The 14,984-nt window shown below is 64.9% G+C and carries 15 protein-coding genes and 1 tRNA gene; 7 read left to right on the plus strand and 9 right to left on the minus strand.

The window, feature by feature from the left end; translation table 11 throughout:
- Positions 1 to 1,439 (plus strand): CopD family protein (locus JNK68_03970; protein ID MBL8539509.1); only part of this gene is annotated, 1,439 nt, incomplete at its 5' end.
- On the opposite strand, the gene JNK68_03975 is transcribed toward JNK68_03970, so the two are convergent.
- The 3 genes from JNK68_03975 to JNK68_03985 form a co-directional block, all read right to left on the minus strand.
- Complete coding sequence (locus JNK68_03975; GenBank protein ID MBL8539510.1) at positions 1,433 to 2,407, minus strand: threo-3-hydroxy-L-aspartate ammonia-lyase; 975 nt, start codon at positions 2,405 to 2,407, stop codon at positions 1,433 to 1,435. The two genes, JNK68_03970 and JNK68_03975, sit on opposite strands and share 7 nt — an antisense overlap.
- A gap of 139 nt (positions 2,408 to 2,546) precedes the next feature.
- Positions 2,547 to 4,139 (minus strand): sensor domain-containing diguanylate cyclase, encoded by a 1,593-nt coding sequence (locus tag JNK68_03980; protein MBL8539511.1) that lies wholly within the window; start codon positions 4,137 to 4,139, stop codon positions 2,547 to 2,549.
- Positions 4,140 to 4,241: 102 nt separating this feature from the next.
- Complete coding sequence (locus JNK68_03985; GenBank protein ID MBL8539512.1) at positions 4,242 to 4,952, minus strand: 2-phosphosulfolactate phosphatase; 711 nt, start codon at positions 4,950 to 4,952, stop codon at positions 4,242 to 4,244.
- A gap of 311 nt (positions 4,953 to 5,263) precedes the next feature.
- Here JNK68_03985 and JNK68_03990 point away from each other — a divergent pair, with 311 nt between their 5' ends.
- From JNK68_03990 to JNK68_04015, 6 genes are all read left to right on the plus strand, one after another.
- The gene (locus JNK68_03990; GenBank protein MBL8539513.1) at positions 5,264 to 8,533 is read left to right on the plus strand and encodes a PAS domain S-box protein; all 3,270 of its coding nucleotides are present in this window, start codon (positions 5,264 to 5,266) and stop codon (positions 8,531 to 8,533) included.
- Entirely contained in the window at positions 8,526 to 8,891 is a 366-nt protein-coding gene (locus JNK68_03995; GenBank protein ID MBL8539514.1) for a response regulator, read from the plus strand. Before JNK68_03990 ends, JNK68_03995 begins: the two co-directional genes overlap by 8 nt.
- 18 nt (positions 8,892 to 8,909) lie before the next feature.
- Positions 8,910 to 10,283, plus strand: coding sequence for a sigma 54-interacting transcriptional regulator (locus JNK68_04000; GenBank protein MBL8539515.1), 1,374 nt, complete (start codon positions 8,910 to 8,912; stop codon positions 10,281 to 10,283).
- A gap of 217 nt (positions 10,284 to 10,500) precedes the next feature.
- On the plus strand, positions 10,501 to 10,776 hold the full coding sequence (locus JNK68_04005) for a hypothetical protein (protein MBL8539516.1): 276 nt from the start codon (positions 10,501 to 10,503) through the stop codon (positions 10,774 to 10,776).
- A gap of 39 nt (positions 10,777 to 10,815) precedes the next feature.
- A complete protein-coding gene (locus JNK68_04010; GenBank protein MBL8539517.1) occupies positions 10,816 to 11,238 on the plus strand; it encodes a hypothetical protein in 423 nt (140 codons plus the stop codon).
- The gene (locus tag JNK68_04015) at positions 11,235 to 11,645 is read left to right on the plus strand and encodes a YbaN family protein (protein ID MBL8539518.1); all 411 of its coding nucleotides are present in this window, start codon (positions 11,235 to 11,237) and stop codon (positions 11,643 to 11,645) included. The genes JNK68_04010 and JNK68_04015 overlap by 4 nt, the downstream gene beginning before the upstream one ends.
- Here JNK68_04015 and JNK68_04020 read toward each other — a convergent pair.
- The 6 genes from JNK68_04020 to JNK68_04045 all read right to left on the minus strand — a co-directional run.
- Positions 11,642 to 11,944 (minus strand): type II toxin-antitoxin system RelE/ParE family toxin, encoded by a 303-nt coding sequence (locus tag JNK68_04020; GenBank protein ID MBL8539519.1) that lies wholly within the window; start codon positions 11,942 to 11,944, stop codon positions 11,642 to 11,644. The genes JNK68_04015 and JNK68_04020 overlap by 4 nt on opposite strands.
- On the minus strand, positions 11,941 to 12,171 hold the full coding sequence (locus JNK68_04025) for an addiction module protein (GenBank protein ID MBL8539520.1): 231 nt from the start codon (positions 12,169 to 12,171) through the stop codon (positions 11,941 to 11,943). The genes JNK68_04020 and JNK68_04025 overlap by 4 nt, the downstream gene beginning before the upstream one ends.
- A gap of 327 nt (positions 12,172 to 12,498) precedes the next feature.
- Positions 12,499 to 13,197 (minus strand): ATP-dependent Clp protease proteolytic subunit, encoded by a 699-nt coding sequence (locus JNK68_04030; protein MBL8539521.1) that lies wholly within the window; start codon positions 13,195 to 13,197, stop codon positions 12,499 to 12,501.
- Positions 13,198 to 13,285: 88 nt separating this feature from the next.
- Complete coding sequence (locus JNK68_04035) at positions 13,286 to 13,921, minus strand: hypothetical protein (GenBank protein ID MBL8539522.1); 636 nt, start codon at positions 13,919 to 13,921, stop codon at positions 13,286 to 13,288.
- A 450-nt stretch (positions 13,922 to 14,371) separates the two neighbouring features.
- Positions 14,372 to 14,446: transfer RNA gene (locus JNK68_04040), tRNA-Thr, on the minus strand.
- Between the two features lie 171 nt (positions 14,447 to 14,617).
- The coding region (locus JNK68_04045) for a ClpXP protease specificity-enhancing factor (GenBank protein MBL8539523.1) at positions 14,618 to 14,984 on the minus strand (367 nt) is incomplete at its 5' end.

Raw genomic sequence — 14,984 nt, forward strand, 5'->3', positions numbered from 1 at the left:
TCAAGATCCTCACCAAGGGCGTCGTGCTCGCGTCTTCCCTCGGCGAACTGCCGCTGGGTGCCTACGCCGCGACGCTGCAGTTTCGCGCGGGAATCGTGCGCATCGCGCTCGCGGCGCTCATCTGGGTCGTCGCACGCGGACTGTCGCGCGAGCCGTTCGATGCCGCGCGATGGAGGCCCGCTTCGGCGCTCGCGGTGCCGCTCGTCATCGCCGGAGCGTGGCTCGTGCACGGTGTCGGGCGGTTCGAGGAACGCGCCTTCCTCATGTCGCTCACCGTACTGCACCAGCTTGCGGCAGTGGTCTGGGTGGGCTGCGTCACGCAGCTTCTGATGCTGTGGCGGCTGCGGCGGCGCAAGGTCGTGGTCGACGCATTCTGGCCGGTCGCCGTGTCCCGCTTCGCGCCGCTCGGCATCGCCTGCGTCACGCTGCTGGTCGCCTCCGGCGCCGCGCTGACGCTGGTCTACGTCGGCGCGTGGGATGGCCTGCTCGGCACCGGCTATGGCAGTCTCGTCTCCGCCAAGGTGCTGCTGCTCACGCTCGCACTCGGCTTCGCGTTTCTCAACCTTCGCGCCGGGCGAAGCTGGGTGCGCGATCCGGCGGCGCGCGCCGTCACCGCCCGCGTCCCCTACTCCATCGAGGCCGAGGCGTTTCTGCTCGTCGTCATCCTGTTCGTCGCGGCTTCGCTCGCATCGATGCCGCCCGCGGTGGACATTCGCAACCTGACGGCAACCGCGCCCGAAGTGCTGGCGATGTTCACACCGCGCATGCCCGGCCTGGAATCCCCCACGCACGCTGCGCTGCTCGCGGGTGAGGCGGCGCGCACCGTGGTGGTCGGCCGGGTACCGTCGCTGGCGGCGACCCAGTGGTCGGACTACAACCACAACGTGGCTGGCGTCTTTCTCGTCGCGATGGCGGGCTTTGCCCTGCTCTCCTACGTGCCTGGATTTCGCTGGGCGAAGTTCTGGCCGGCAGGTTTCGTATTGCTCGGGATCTTTCTCTTCTTCCGCAGCGATGCCGAGGCCTGGCCGCTCGGCCCGCTCGGCTTCTGGGTGAGCCTGTTCGGCAATGCGGAGATCCTGCAGCACCGCCTGGCAACGATGCTCGCGCTCGTCCTGGGTCTCTTAGAAATGCGCGCACGGACGAGCGCTTCTGCGTCGCCACGACTGCGCTACGTGTTCCCCGTGCTGTGTGCGCTCGGCGGCATCCTGCTCGTCACCCATTCGCACCTGCCGTTCGAGATCAAGACCGATTTCCTGATCCAGTCGACGCATCTCGCGATGGGATTGCTCGCCGTCGTCATGGCGGTGGGCCGCTGGCTCGAACTGCGCCTCGGCGATGCGGGTGATGCGCCGATTGCGCGCGTGGCAGGACTGGTGTCGGTGATGGCGATGCTCGCGATCGGCGCGATCCTGTCCTTCTACGAGGAGCCGCTTTACTGATCGGGCGCCGTGATGAGCCGCGCGAACACGTCGAGGTCGACGTTGCCGCCGCTCACCAGCACGCCGACCCGGCCGCGCACGGTGACCGCGCCGTGCAGCACCGCCGCCGCGGCAAGACAGCCGGTGGGCTCGACCACCATCTTCATGCGCTGCGCGAAGAACCTCATCGTCGCGACGAGCTGAGCGTCCGTCACGGTGACGATGCGCTCGACGCAGCGCCGGATGACGGAGAACGTGTACGCGCCGAGATGCGTCGTCCGCGCCCCGTCCGCGATCGTGCCGGGAACGGCGATCTCGACGATCTCGCCGCGCGCGAGCGACTGCTGGCCATCGTTGCCGGCCGCCGGCTCCACCCCGATCACCCGGCACCGGGGATTGAGCGCAGCCGCCGCCAGTGCACACCCTGCGAGCAGCCCGCCGCCGCCCAGACACACCAGCAGATAGTCGAGCCGACCGACTTCCTCGATCAGCTCCTTCGCTGCCGTGCCCTGGCCGGCGATGACATGCGGATGGTCGAAAGGGGGTATCAGCGCCATCCCCCGCTGCGTTGCGAGTTGCCGGGCGAGCGCCTCGCGATCCTGGGAGCGACGGTCGTACGGGATGACCTCGGCGCCGTAGGCGCGAGTGGCCGCGAGCTTGGAAGCCGGCGCATCCGTCGGCATGACGATCGCGGTAACGACGCCGAGCAGCTGACCGGCGAGCGCGACCGCCTGCGCGTGATTGCCCGAGGAAAACGCCGCGACACCCGCCCGACGCTGCGCCTCGTCCAGTTGCGCGATGGCGTTGTACGCGCCGCGGAACTTGAAGGCGCCCATCCGCTGCTGGTTCTCGCACTTGAAGAAAAGCTGTGCACCTGCGGCTTCGTTCGCAGTGCGGGAGGTGAGGACGGGGGTCCTGTGGGCGACGCCGCGCAGGCGCTCGGCGGCGTCCACGACATCGGAGAACGTCGGCGGTGCGACTTCGCTCATTGTGATCTTCGAGTGCGCGGCATCGTCGCGCAGTATCCGTCCCGGGCGCGTCCGGGTAAAGCTGCCCGCAACGCCTCATCGGGCAGAAAGCCTTGATTGGCGCTCACGTCATCGGCTCGCGCGCACGAACGTGACGGGATCAGGTTTCAGTCGGCTTCTCTTCCGGCATTGTCGCCCGCGTGCCCGCCTCCGGCGAATCGGCATCGCGTCCCGCGTGCTTGACGATGTACATCGCCTTGTCGGCATACCTCAGCAACACGGCGAAGTCGTGGCCGTCCCGCGGGCACCGGCTGACGCCCAGACTTGCCGTGAGCGTCGCATCACGGAGTTCGAAAGGCCGCGCCACGGTCCCCATGACCTTCGTCGTCACGGTCGCGATGTCGTCGTCGTTCACGACACCCGGAATGAGCATGATGAACTCGTCACCGCCGTAACGGGCAACCGTATCGCTCTCGCGAATGACTTCCTTCAGGCGACCGGCCAGCGCGCACAGCAATTCGTCTCCGGTCGCATGCCCGTAAGTGTCGTTGATCTCCTTGAATCGATCGAGATCGAGAAAGAGCAGCGCGAAGCCGACACCGTGTCGGCGCCAGTTCGCCAGCGCCTGACCCACCCTGTCTTCGAGCAGGTACCGATTGGGCAGGCTCGTCAACGAGTCGTGCAGCGCGAGGTACTCCGTCTGTGCCTTGAGGGCGAGCGCATACAGGATGTTGCGGTGATGGCCGCGCAGATAGGCCGCCAGCAGGATCAGGAACAGCAGCGACACGCCAGTCACCGCGGCAATCCCGGAACGGCTCAGGTCGCCGAACCTGACCTGACGTTCGACGACGAGTTGCATGGGCTGGGGCGTGCTGAAGTCACGGCTCTCCAGTCGCAAAAGCGGGAAAAGGACGGCCTCCAGCCTGTTCGGCCCGATGGCCGCGGGCACGTCATAGAGCAGTGGCTCCACCGGCCGCCCCGCCCGTGTGACGTCGAGCCGATACGCGGTGAGCGGCGTGGGCACCGATGGCAGGAGGTCGTCCGCCCGCATCACGAGGACTGCCGTCAGCGCCCCGGCAAAACCATATTCCGGCCGGTTGGACAGCCGTGATCCGCTGCGCTCGGTGTGGCGGAACATGACGTAGCCATCATCGCCTTCCACCAGCTTGAAGGGATTCGACGACACCGACGCGCGACGCACGCGCGCTTCGAGCAGCGCCTCGCGCAGGTGCGGCACGGAGTCCATGTCGAGCCCGACGACGGGACGCGCTTCCGGGGTCTCCGGCCAGATGAGGACGATCGGCTGGTAGACCGGCTTGTCCGGCGCGACGGTCCAGCTTCGCGAACCGTCGTAGCTGAAGCTGCGGATGTCGAACGGCCTGCCCCAATGCTTGCGCAGGTAGCGTTCAAATTCCGGACGTTCCGCGTCGCCGACTTCGCGTGCGACTTCGAGCATGTAGATGTGCGGATAGGTGTCGAGCATCATGCTCGCATAGCGCTGGACGCTCACCCGGTCGTTCGCCTCGACTGCCGACAGGAAGCTGCTGAACCCGGCGAGCACCGTCTCGTTCGCCTTCAGCTTGTCGCGCAGCTCCGCGATCACGGATTCCGTATGCCGCGCGAAGCTGCTGCGGACGCCTTCGATCGACTGGCTGATCACGAAGCCATACGCGATCAGGGTAAGCAGCAGCCAGACCGTGAAGGCGGCCAGATAGAGGCCGCGAAAGGGGAGCTTGGGCTTGGCAGGGATCACGACGCCACCGCTTCTGCACTAGCCTGAGAGGTGATGGGAACATGATGAACGCATCCGCGGCGCTCCACAAGCGTTGCTTGCAGCGCGCCCGACTGCACGCCCTCAGCCGCTCTCCTGGTTGCGAACCGGCAGCAGCACGAAGTGCCCGTTACGGCGCACGGCCGGCATGGCAAAGTCGAAGCAGTCGGCCCGCGCACAGAGATCGAGATCCGGTGGCGGCAGGCTCGGATTGTCGCCGCGCGTAAAACGGCGGCCGAAGTCGGAATGACGCACGCGTGCTTCGAACGGACCCGGATCCGGCGTTGCACCGTCGAGCAGCGCCTCGATGTATTCCGCGCAGGCGATGTCTTCGTCACCGTCGCGGTCGATCCACTCGCCGGTGACGAGCAGCGTCACGTCCCGCGGCTGCAGGCGGCGAATGGCCTCGGAAGTGGCACGCGCGCAGACGAGGCTGCCGGCGAAGACCGCGCGGGCATCGGCAAAACGCAGCAGCCCGCGGACGCCGGCCGCCGTGGTCTGAATCAGCTCTCGCCCCTGGAGATCGGCTTGCGCCAGTGCGGCAGGCGAATTGCCGAAGTCGAATCCCGGCACCGGATCGCCGCCCGCAACGGCACCCGTGATCAGCGCACGCGGTCGCGCCCGTTGCAGATCGAATGCCTCGGCCGAGGTTTCTACTGGGTGGATAGCGACTGCGCCGGCCGTGAAAGCATAGGCAGCAGTGGAGAAGGAACGCAGGACGTCGATGACCACGACAACGTCGTGCGGCTCGGCGGTCGATTGCAGGCGATTGAGAAACAGGCGGTGCGTGCGCATGGCATGAAGAGTGGGCCGACCACGCGAGTTGAATGTGGACGATCCTGCAGACGAAAGTACGTTTGATACAGGGAAATTGTTGCAGCATTCCGCTCGCTGCGCACGACATTGTCGCGCGAGGCCGCAATGCCGCCACAGGTCGCCGTTCCGGTGCCGGTCGGTCCGGCACTGAGGGCCACCACGGCGGTCACTCTGTCGGCCCGCCACGGCCCTATAATTTCGGGGTCGTTCGAATGCCGCGTCCGACACGAAGCGCCGCTCCGGTGACCGGTGGGGCCCTTGCCGTTCGCTGCTGCAGAAGGAGGATGCGATTGCACGCTCCCGTGCACAGTCCCGCTCGATCCGAGGAATCCCCTGCGCTCTTTGACGGCGGTGCCGAGTCCGTCCTCGTTCTCGATGCTGCGGGGAACCTTCTGGGGCTGAGCGCGCCGGCACTCGCCACCGCTGGCCGCTGGCTGCGAGCGAGAATCGCGCAGCCGTTGAGCGAATCGTCGTGGTGGCGATCGGCGGCGTCTGCCGAGCGCTTCCGATCGGCGTTGGCGGCGGCGCTCGGCGGTTCTGCCATGCGCTGCGAAGCCGAAGTGCAGGGTGCGAACGATCCCCGCCACGTCGAGATCACGCTGACGCCGGTTCTCAAGTCCGACGGCAGCACGCAACTCGTGCTCGCCCACGTGCGCGACACCCCGCGGCCCCGGCCGGAGGTGCCGCCGCGAGAGAGCGAGAAGCTCCTGCGCCAGATCACCGAGACCATCCACGAAGTGTTCTGGATGACGAACCCGCGCGGGGACGAGATCCTCTACGTGAGCCCGGGTTACGAGACCCTGTGGGGTCGCAGCGTGGAAAGCGTGCGCCGTGCCCCCCTGTCCTTCCTGGAAGCGGTCCACCCGGAAGACCGGCCGCGCGTCGTCGCCGGGATGGCGCGGCTCGCGCGCGGCAATCACGTCGAGGAGTTTCGCGTGCTGCACCCTGACGGCACGGTGCGCTGGGTGCGCAATCAGGCGTTTCCGGTGCGCAACGCACGGGGCGAAGTCTATCGGGTGACGGGGATCGCGACCGACATCACGGAGCAGGTGGAGGCGCGCGAAGAGGTCGATCGCCTGAATCGCGAACTCGAAGCGCGCATCGCGGAACGCACGCGCGAGCTCACTGCCGAGATCACCGAGCGCGGGCGCGTGGAGGAGGTGCTGCGGGCACGCAGCGAACAGATTCTCGTCCACCGGGATGCACTGCTGGAACTCGCGCGTCTCGACAAGTTCGATTTCCCGGAAGCGCTGCAGCAGATCCTCAAGGCTTCCGCCGAAACCCTGCAGGTGGAGCGCGTGAGCTACTGGACGCTCGCCGAGGACGATTCCACCATCACCTGCGAAATGCTCTATCTCGGCAGTCGCCGCGACGTCGACCCGGCTTCCACGGGCATCTCGCTCGCGAGGGAAAGCTATCCGCGCTATTTCGCGGCGATGTGCGGCGACCGGCCGATCGTGGCCCACCGCGCGCGGGAGAACACTGCGACGGCGGAGTTCGGTGACAGCTACCTCGCGCCGCTCGGCATCACCTCGATGATGGACGTGCCGGTGTGGTTCCACGGGCGCGTGCTCGGCGTCATCTGCCACGAGCATGTCGGCGAGCCGCGCGACTGGACGCTGGAGGAAGTGGACTTCGCGACATCACTGGCGACGATGGTCTCGCTCTCGCTGGAGACGAGCAATCGCCAGCAGCTGCTGCTCGCCCTGCAGAAGTCGGAAGAGAAGTACCGCAAGGTCGTGGAGAACGCCAACGAGGGCATCGTCGTCGTGCAGGAGGGCTACGTCCGTTTCGCCAACGCGAAGGCATTGCAGTTTTCCGGCCGCAGCGAGCGCGAGGTCTACACGACGCCCTTCCAGGAAATGGCGCACCCCGACGACCGCGCGCTGCTCATCGACAACTACTTCAAGCGCATGCACGGCCAGCCCGCACCGGACGAGTACGAGTTCCGCGTCCTGCTCGGCAATGGCGGCGTGCGCTGGTTCTCCGTGCGTGCGGTGCGCACCGAATGGGAGGGCCGCCCGGGGAGCCTCAACTTCCTGACCGACATCACGGAGAGCAAGCGCCTGCGGGACAATCTCGCGCAGACACTCGCCGAGCAGGAGGCGATCCTGCAGACGTCGATGGTCGGCATCGCTTTTCTCGTCGACCGCCGCATCCACTGGCTCAATGCGACGCTCGAACAGCAGATGCTGGGCTACGGCAAAGGCGAGCTCATCGGGCAGCCGAGCGCGGCCACCTACGCGTGGCCGGAGGACTTCGAGCGCGTCACCCGCGAGGGCTATCCGCGGCTCGCGGTGGGCGAGAGCTTCGCCACCGAGCTGCAGATGAAGCGCAAGGATGGATCGCGCTTCTGGTGCTCGCTGTCGGGCAAGGCGATCGATCCGGCGAATCTGGCCGCCGGCTCGATCTGGGTGCTCTCCGACATCGCGGTGCGCCGCCAGCTCGAGGAGGAGCTGTCGCGGACTCTCACCCAGCGCGAGGCGATCCTGCGCAGCACGCTCGTCGGCATCACGTTCTCCATTCATCGCCATCACGTGTGGCTGAACGAGAAGGTCGCGCAGATGCTCGGTTATCGCGTCGAAGAGCTGACCGGCCAGTGCTCGGTGATCCACTTTCCCGACGAGAAGGCCTGGGCGGATTTCGGGTCCGTCGGCTATGGCGCGCTGGCCCGTGGCGAGGCGTACATTGCCGAGACGCAGATGAAGCGCAAGGACGGCACGCTGATCTGGTGCCAGGTGTATGGCGAGGCGATCGACCCCGGCGATCTCGGCAAGGGCACGATCTGGACGTTCCTCGACATCACCGATCAGAAGCGCGCGCAGGAGGACATACGCCGCGCGCTGGCAAAGGAGCGCGAGCTCTCCGAGCTCAAGTCGCGCTTCGTCTCGATGACGTCGCATGAGTTCCGCACGCCGCTCGCCACCATTCTTTCCTCGGCGGAGATGCTGCAGGACTACGGCGATCGGCTCCCCGCTGCGGAGAAGACCGAGCTCGTCGACCACATCAAGGCGGCCGTCTCGCGCATGACGCGTATGCTCGACGACGTGCTCATCATCGGCAAGGCGGATGCCGGACGGGTCGAGATCAATCCCGCGCCCTGCGATCCGCGCGGGTTCTGTCTCGGATTGCTCGACGAGATGCGCCGCGCCAGCAACGACAGCCACGAGCTCGTGTTCTCCGCGCGCGGCACCGCGGGCGAGCGTCTGCTCGACGGCCAGTTGCTGCGTCACGTCTTGTCCAACCTGCTCGGCAATGCGATCAAGTATTCGCCGCACGGCGCGGTGGTCCAGCTCGAAGTCGATTGCCGCGACGACGCCACCATGTTCCGGGTGATCGACCAGGGCATCGGCATCCCGGACGAGGACCAGACCCGGCTTTTCACGACCTTCACGCGGGGACGCAACGTCGCCAACATCTCCGGCACGGGACTGGGCCTCGCCATCGTCAAGCGGCTGGTCGACCTGCATGGCGGCCGCATCTTCGTCGAGAGCCGGGTCGGACACGGGTCGCGCTTCACGGTGCAGATTCCGGTCGTGCGGGAGCGTGCGCGTGGCTAGGATCGTCGTCATCGAGGACGAGCCGCCGATCCGCGCCAATCTCTCGCGCATGCTGGAGATGGAAGGCCATGAAGTGGTGACGGCGGAAGACGGCCTCGCCGGCTTGCAGCGCATCCGCGCGCAGCAACCGGACCTCATCTTCTGCGATCTCGTCATGCCCGTCCTCGACGGCTACGGCGTCCTGGCCGAAGTACTCGCGCGCGCGGAGACGGCCACCATTCCGTTCATCTTTCTTTCGGCGAGCGCAGATCAGGTCGAGCGTGAAGAAGGCCTGCGCCGCGGCGCGACCGCCTACCTCACCAAACCGTTCCGGCTGGGAGAGATCCGTGACACCGTCGCCCGTCACCTGCAGCGCTGACGCCCGAGGCGCGCACCCGTGAACACCACTGCCCAGAGCAAAGGCGCCATCCTGGTCGTCGACGACGACGCGCCCCTGCTCAGGATCATCTCGCTGCGTCTGCGCGAGGAAGGCTATGCCGTGGTCACCGCCGGCAGCGGCGAGCAGGCGCTCGCGCACATCGCGATGAAGCTCCCGCACCTGGTGCTCACCGATCTGCAGATGGGCGGCATGGACGGGCTCGATCTCTTCGATGCGATCCATCGCGACTATCCGTCGCTGCCGGTCATCATCCTCACCGCCCATGGCACGATTCCGGATGCCGTCACCGCCACCAAGCGCGGCGTGTTCGGCTTCCTGACCAAGCCGTTCGAGGCGCGCACACTGCTCACCGAGGTCGAGCGCGCGCTGCGCGTGAGCACGCCGCAGACGGCAGCGTTGCCCACCGCGCCCGACAGCGCGTGGCGCAAGGACATCGTCACCCGCAGCCCGGCGATGGAAGAAGTGCTGCAGCAGGCGCAGATGGTTTCCGCCACCGATGCGAGCGTGTTCATTCACGGCGAGAGCGGCACCGGCAAGGAGCTTCTCGCACGTGCGATCCACCGTGCCAGCCGACGCGGCGAGCGCGAGTTCGTCGCGGTGAACTGCGGGGCAATCCCCGAGCCGCTGCTCGAATCGGAATTGTTCGGTTACGTGAAGGGCGCCTTTACCGGCGCCGTGCGCGATCACAAGGGTCTGTTCCAGGCGGCGCACGGCGTCACGCTCTTCCTCGACGAAATCGGCGACATGCCGGTGGCGTTGCAGGTGAAGCTCCTGCGCGTGCTGCAGGAACGTCAGGTGCGGCCGGTCGGCGCCGTGGCGAGCACGCCGATCGACGTGCGCGTGGTGTCCGCCTCGCACCGGAATCTGCAGGACGAGATGAGCGCCGGGCGCTTCCGTGAGGATCTGTACTACCGGCTGAACGTCGTCTCGCTCTCGCTGCCGACGCTCGCGCAGCGGCGCGAGGACATCCCGCTGCTCGCCGGTCATTTCCTGCGGCAGCTTGCCGAACGCTACGGCAAGAACGTGACGGCGCTGGCACCCGACGCGATCGAACTCATGCTCTCCGCACCATGGCCCGGCAACGTGCGACAGCTCTACAACGTGGTCGAGCAGACGGTCGCGCTGTCCGTGACACCGCTGGTGCCGGCCTCGCTCGTCCAGCGCGCGCTGCAGCAGGCCTCCGTGAACCTCTCATCCCTCGATGAGGCCAAGCGCCGCTTTGAGCGCGACTACCTCGTGCAACTGCTCAAGATGACGCGCGGCAACGTGTCCCAGGCCGCGCGGCTCGCCAAGCGCAACCGGAGCGACTTCTATTCGCTCCTCGCGCGCCATTCGCTCGACCCCGGCCAGTTCAAGTCCTCGGTCGAATAGACCGCGGCTGTTGGCTTGCGCCAACACCCTGAGAGTCGCGCCCAATCAATCAGTTACGGCGGTGTTGCGGGGAAAGTGTTGGCTCTGCCCAACGCTCGGCAAGCGGCCGCCGACCCTGAAAGGTACGTTAACCGACTGAAATATTGAGGAAACATACTTCTGGCACGGTGACTGCCATGGAAACCGGCAGAACACAAACGAGGCAGGAGACGACACCATGAATCCCCATCACCATACAGCGATCCGATCCGGTCACCGCAACCGCGATCCACTGCAGATCCCGGTGAGCTTGAGCTTCGACGAGGAGCGCACGCCGCGCATCCTGGAAGTGACGCGGGACCTTGCGCTCTGGCTGGGTGTGGTGTCCGGCGCAGCGCTCGCAATCTTCTTCGTCGGCGCCAGCGTGCCCGAACTCAAGGCCGCCGCACACAAACCCGCCGCACAGGCCGTCGTCCACACCGCGTCAGCGGTGCAGTGCGCGGCGGATCATTAGATCGCCGCGCGCTCGGGACGCAGTCGGGACGAAAGACTCATGGACTCCACGCACTTCGATCTCGTTGCCTGGTCGCTCGCGCGCGTGAGGGCCGCAGCGGACGCTCCGGCGAAGCTCTTCCTCGCGCGCCTGGCCGAGCTCGATCCGACGCTGCTGCGCCTCTTCGGTGAAGTCGGCGCGAACGATCGTCGCGCCCACGCCCGAGTGCACCTGCTCGCGGCGGCCGGTTTCCGCGGAGACCGGGCACGCGCCGCATTGCGGGCGATTGCCGAGCGCTGCAAGCTGCGCCCGGTCGGCCTGCGCGATCAGGCCGTACTCCTCTCCGCCGCCCTCTGGACCCTGAAGCGCACGCTCGGTGCGGGGTTCACACCGGCCGACCGTGAGGCATGGGTGGCCTATCAGCAGCAACTGGTGAGCGCACTGGAAGCGGCAGCGCTGCCGCCACGCGGTTGCGAACCATGATCGCGACGGCACAGGCGTGGCAGACCCGGCTGGCGCGCATCGACGCGCAGGCGGCCGCGCTCAAGGCCGTCGGCATCACGTTCTTCGTGTGTGGTGCGATCGGGATGATCCTGCCGCTCGTGCCGACCACGGAGCTCTGGATGGTGGCCGCCTACTGCTTCGCGAAGAGCGCACCGGAACTAGCGGAACGCATGTTCGCGTATCCGCACATCGGCGCCGAGCTGCGCGACTGGGTCGAGCACGGCGTCATCAGCCGCAAGGTGAAGCTCTTCGCAATGATCGGGCTCTCCGCCAACTTCACGTCCGTGGTGTGGATGGCAGATCTGTCAGGCGCCGCACTCGCGATCTGGGCGGGAGTGCTGCTCGCGATCGCGGGGTACGTGGGGACGAGAAGGGAGCGGAGTTAGCGAGGACGCGCACGTGAACGCCAGTACCCGGGCTTCCTGGCGTGCGGAGCCACAGCGATAATCAGGATACCGTCAGACTCGACGCGGTAAATGAGGGAGAACGGGAAGTCCTTGAGAAGAACACGGCGCGTACCCGAGGCGAACGGAGATCCGGCGGAAGGGAATGCAAGCGCGCGTGAGGTAGCCTCTTCCACTGCATCCGCAAACCGCATCCCCAGACCGGGCTCTATCCCAGCGTAGTAAGCAATCTCGGCAAGATGCTCTTGGCGAGCCGCGGCCAGGAAGCGCGCACGCTTCACTTGGCAAGACGTCTGGCTTCCGCAAACAGTTCCTCAGCCGAGAATGTCTCCGCTTCTCCTCGCTCGTACGCGGCAACCCGCTCTGCAATCTCTCGTTCCCACTCAGCCTCGATCTCGGCGATTTCCGTCTCACGCAGCGAATCGAGCAGGACTTCGACCAGTCGCGCCCGCTCATCGGCGGGAAGGGTGCGGGCTTGTTGTTCAAGGTGATGAAGTAGTACGGACATACGATCTCCTGAGCAGTAGCTACTTCATCTTACGCCAGCAGGCTTCGCATCTTGGCGCAACTTTACGCCTGAGCTGCGGGACGAATCAACGAGCGTACTGCAAGCAATCGAGTGGTGCTTCACGACGCGGCGGGAGATGAGAATTCAAGAATCGCTGGATTTCGAATCCTGCCGGGCACACCCGGCAGGACGAAAGTGGGTACTGGACTGAGGCAATCTGTGTAGGTTGAATGGCGTTTGGACCTGTGCCGTGGGGGGCGGGAAAGTTAGCTTCCTAGAACATCAACGTCTCGGCTCTTCCGTAGCCCATGTTTTGCCGGCAACACTTTATCTCGCCGTACGAAATACTTTGTCGCGACAGGAGAAATAGCCGTCGAAGTCGCCAAACGTCGTACCGCGCCGCCACTCACGTGCGCAAACAACCTCTACCTCGGCCTTGCGGCGAAGGTATTCGGTCTTTGATAGACCGTAAGATCGAGCCTCGCCTGTATCCTCGACCTCCTGCTGGACAGGGTCGACCTCCGAAATTCCAAACTGGTGCAACTCGCTAGGGGATAGAAATTTAACTTTCTCAGGGGGAATTCTGACCATCGCGTCATAAAGAGAAGGCGAGACATTCATCTCTTCCAAGTACTGCTTCGCGATCTTCTTTAGCCGCCGTTGATCCTGTTGAACAGTCTCGTAGCTGCGAACGTCGGTTCGGAGCGAGTATGGACGATGAATGCCTATTTGTCCGGCAAGTACCCTTTGGGTTGCCCCGACTAGAATGAACACACAAGAACTGAGACATCGTGCTTCATCCCACATTACGGCAGTTGCCCGAATACGGCGTAGTTGCTGTCCTATCGCGATTGAGGCTTCAACATCACCACCTTCGCTATTTAGGTAGAAAAGAGCGGTGCGTCTGCTTCCCGCGACGCGATCTGCGATATTTGAGACCTGTCGTTGATCGGCGTCTGTGACAATTCCAGCAATCTCCCAGCAATCCATATCCGGACATCGGGATGAACCTGTTACTTGGGTCACCGTCGCACCTGCGTGACCAATCCCAAGAAAAAACGAAGTGCAGAGAAGCGCGCGGCGGATTCGGACTACCGCAGTGTCGCGAGAGATGCTAACCGTGCCTGTTCGTGTCCGGAATTGCACTACGCTTTTCCCATTCACACAGCACGCGGTCACACAGCGCCTCATCTTCGGCAAGGCGAGCGACTGCCAGGGCAGACAGTGAGCCAATCCACTCGACGAAGGAGATGACCTCTTGAATTTCTTGCCCGTCGTAGGCTGGCTCGATGGCTTCCGACGTGTTCCAACGTTGGACGTGCAGACCACCGGTATGTGTGTACGCACACATTACTTTCCAGTGACGTCCCTTGATACCAGAGAGTACTTGCTCACAGAAGGGGGGGCACTTTTCAAGATCCTCAAGCAGGGCATCGATCCTTGGCGGCTCCCGGCCTTTCCAAAACTCACAAACCTGAGCATCCTTTGCACAAAGGGTAAGCCATTCGCCGCGCACATAAGCCTCGAAGGCCGCCCGCACCAGCGCAAAGCTTGATGCGTAGAGCGAGTGCTTGACTAGGAGGACTATCGAGTGATGATGCTCCTGAGCAATCGCAAGGCATGCGGCAGCGGCGCGTACTCGGTTGTTCGCCGGCAGCCGGATATTAAGAAGTGCCTGACTTAGCCAGTCGATGTAGTCGCCAGCAGAGCGGACCAAGTCGGTGAACTCATGAGGTTCAATGTTTGACATGAGAGGCTCGTGGAAGCCTCAGAGCGGGGGGGTCCGGTCGAGGACAGAGGAACTCATCGGCTTAATTACCTCTTGAGACTGCAGGCGACGTACTGTCGATGCGACGCGAACAGCTTCGACTATGGAAGATGATGGTGTTCGGCCAGGTTGTTACTTGCGCTGCGTCGATTATTCGGGCCCGTTGAGTGGTTTTCATCTCCAGGCGTACCCAGCCTCACAAATCGCCCACTTAGGTAACACGGGAGCCTAGGGATACATTAGACGGATACCCACTCGACATCAAGCCAGCAGCATCTCAGCTAAGCCCTTAGAGTTAGGAGGAAAGGAGGAGCGCCAGGAGGGACCCGCCGCTTGATCATTGGGCAAGCCCGCGTGCTAGCGTCAAGCAGGGCTGCCCCTGGGGCGGGTCACCGGGGCGGCGGCGCAGGCCGAGCGCCGATGTAGAGGCGGTGGTGCCGCTTGTCTGGATTGAACAGACGACCTACCGCTTACAAGGCGGTTGCTCTACCACTGAGCTAAAGCGGCACTGTTGAAATTATATGGGAAGGTGCGAGAGCCGTGAGGCGTGAGGGTAAAGCGTAAAGCGGCACAGGTGAGACTTAAGGCGAAGCCAAGTAAATCGAGCGAGGCACGGAATGACGCTCTCCGTCCTTCTTGAACTTACTCCTTTTCCCCCTTCCCCCTTCCCGCGCAGCCCTACTTCACGACCTGCAGCCGGCGGCGGCCGCCGTTCTGCGGGCTGGACCCGTCGCTGTCGGGCGGTGTCGCGTCGGACGCGGTCTTCTCTTCCGTCTTCGCCGGTGCATCGACGATGGTGTTGGGCGGCGTGTCGAAGAAAAGCCCCTGCGCCGTCTCCTTGGCGAAGATGCCGCCGACGGTGTCCACTGGGATCGAGATCTCGCGCGACACACCCGCAAAGCGTGCCGAGAACTGGATGACGTCGTTGCCGAGGGTGAGCTTGTGCGTGGCGTCCGGGCTCAGGTTGAGCACGATCTCGCCGTTCTTCACGTACTCCATCGGCACCTTGGTGAAGCGATCCACCTTGACCACGATGTACGGCGTG

Source organism: Betaproteobacteria bacterium, from assembly GCA_016791345.1.
Classification (GTDB): domain Bacteria; phylum Pseudomonadota; class Gammaproteobacteria; order Burkholderiales; family JAEUMW01; genus JAEUMW01.

Excerpts from the sequence above, each read along its gene's own strand:
- JNK68_03975 (MBL8539510.1), bottom strand. The coding sequence starts at position 2,407 with ATGAGCGAAGTCGCACCGCCGACGTTCTCCGATGTCGTGGACGCCGCC.
- JNK68_03985 (MBL8539512.1), bottom strand. The coding sequence starts at position 4,952 with ATGCGCACGCACCGCCTGTTTCTCAATCGCCTGCAATCGACCGCCGAG.
- JNK68_04005 (MBL8539516.1), top strand. The coding sequence starts at position 10,501 with ATGAATCCCCATCACCATACAGCGATCCGATCCGGTCACCGCAACCGC.
- JNK68_04010 (MBL8539517.1), top strand. The coding sequence starts at position 10,816 with ATGGACTCCACGCACTTCGATCTCGTTGCCTGGTCGCTCGCGCGCGTG.
- JNK68_04015 (MBL8539518.1), top strand. The coding sequence starts at position 11,235 with ATGATCGCGACGGCACAGGCGTGGCAGACCCGGCTGGCGCGCATCGAC.
- JNK68_04025 (MBL8539520.1), bottom strand. The coding sequence starts at position 12,171 with ATGTCCGTACTACTTCATCACCTTGAACAACAAGCCCGCACCCTTCCC.
- JNK68_04035 (MBL8539522.1), bottom strand. The coding sequence starts at position 13,921 with ATGTCAAACATTGAACCTCATGAGTTCACCGACTTGGTCCGCTCTGCT.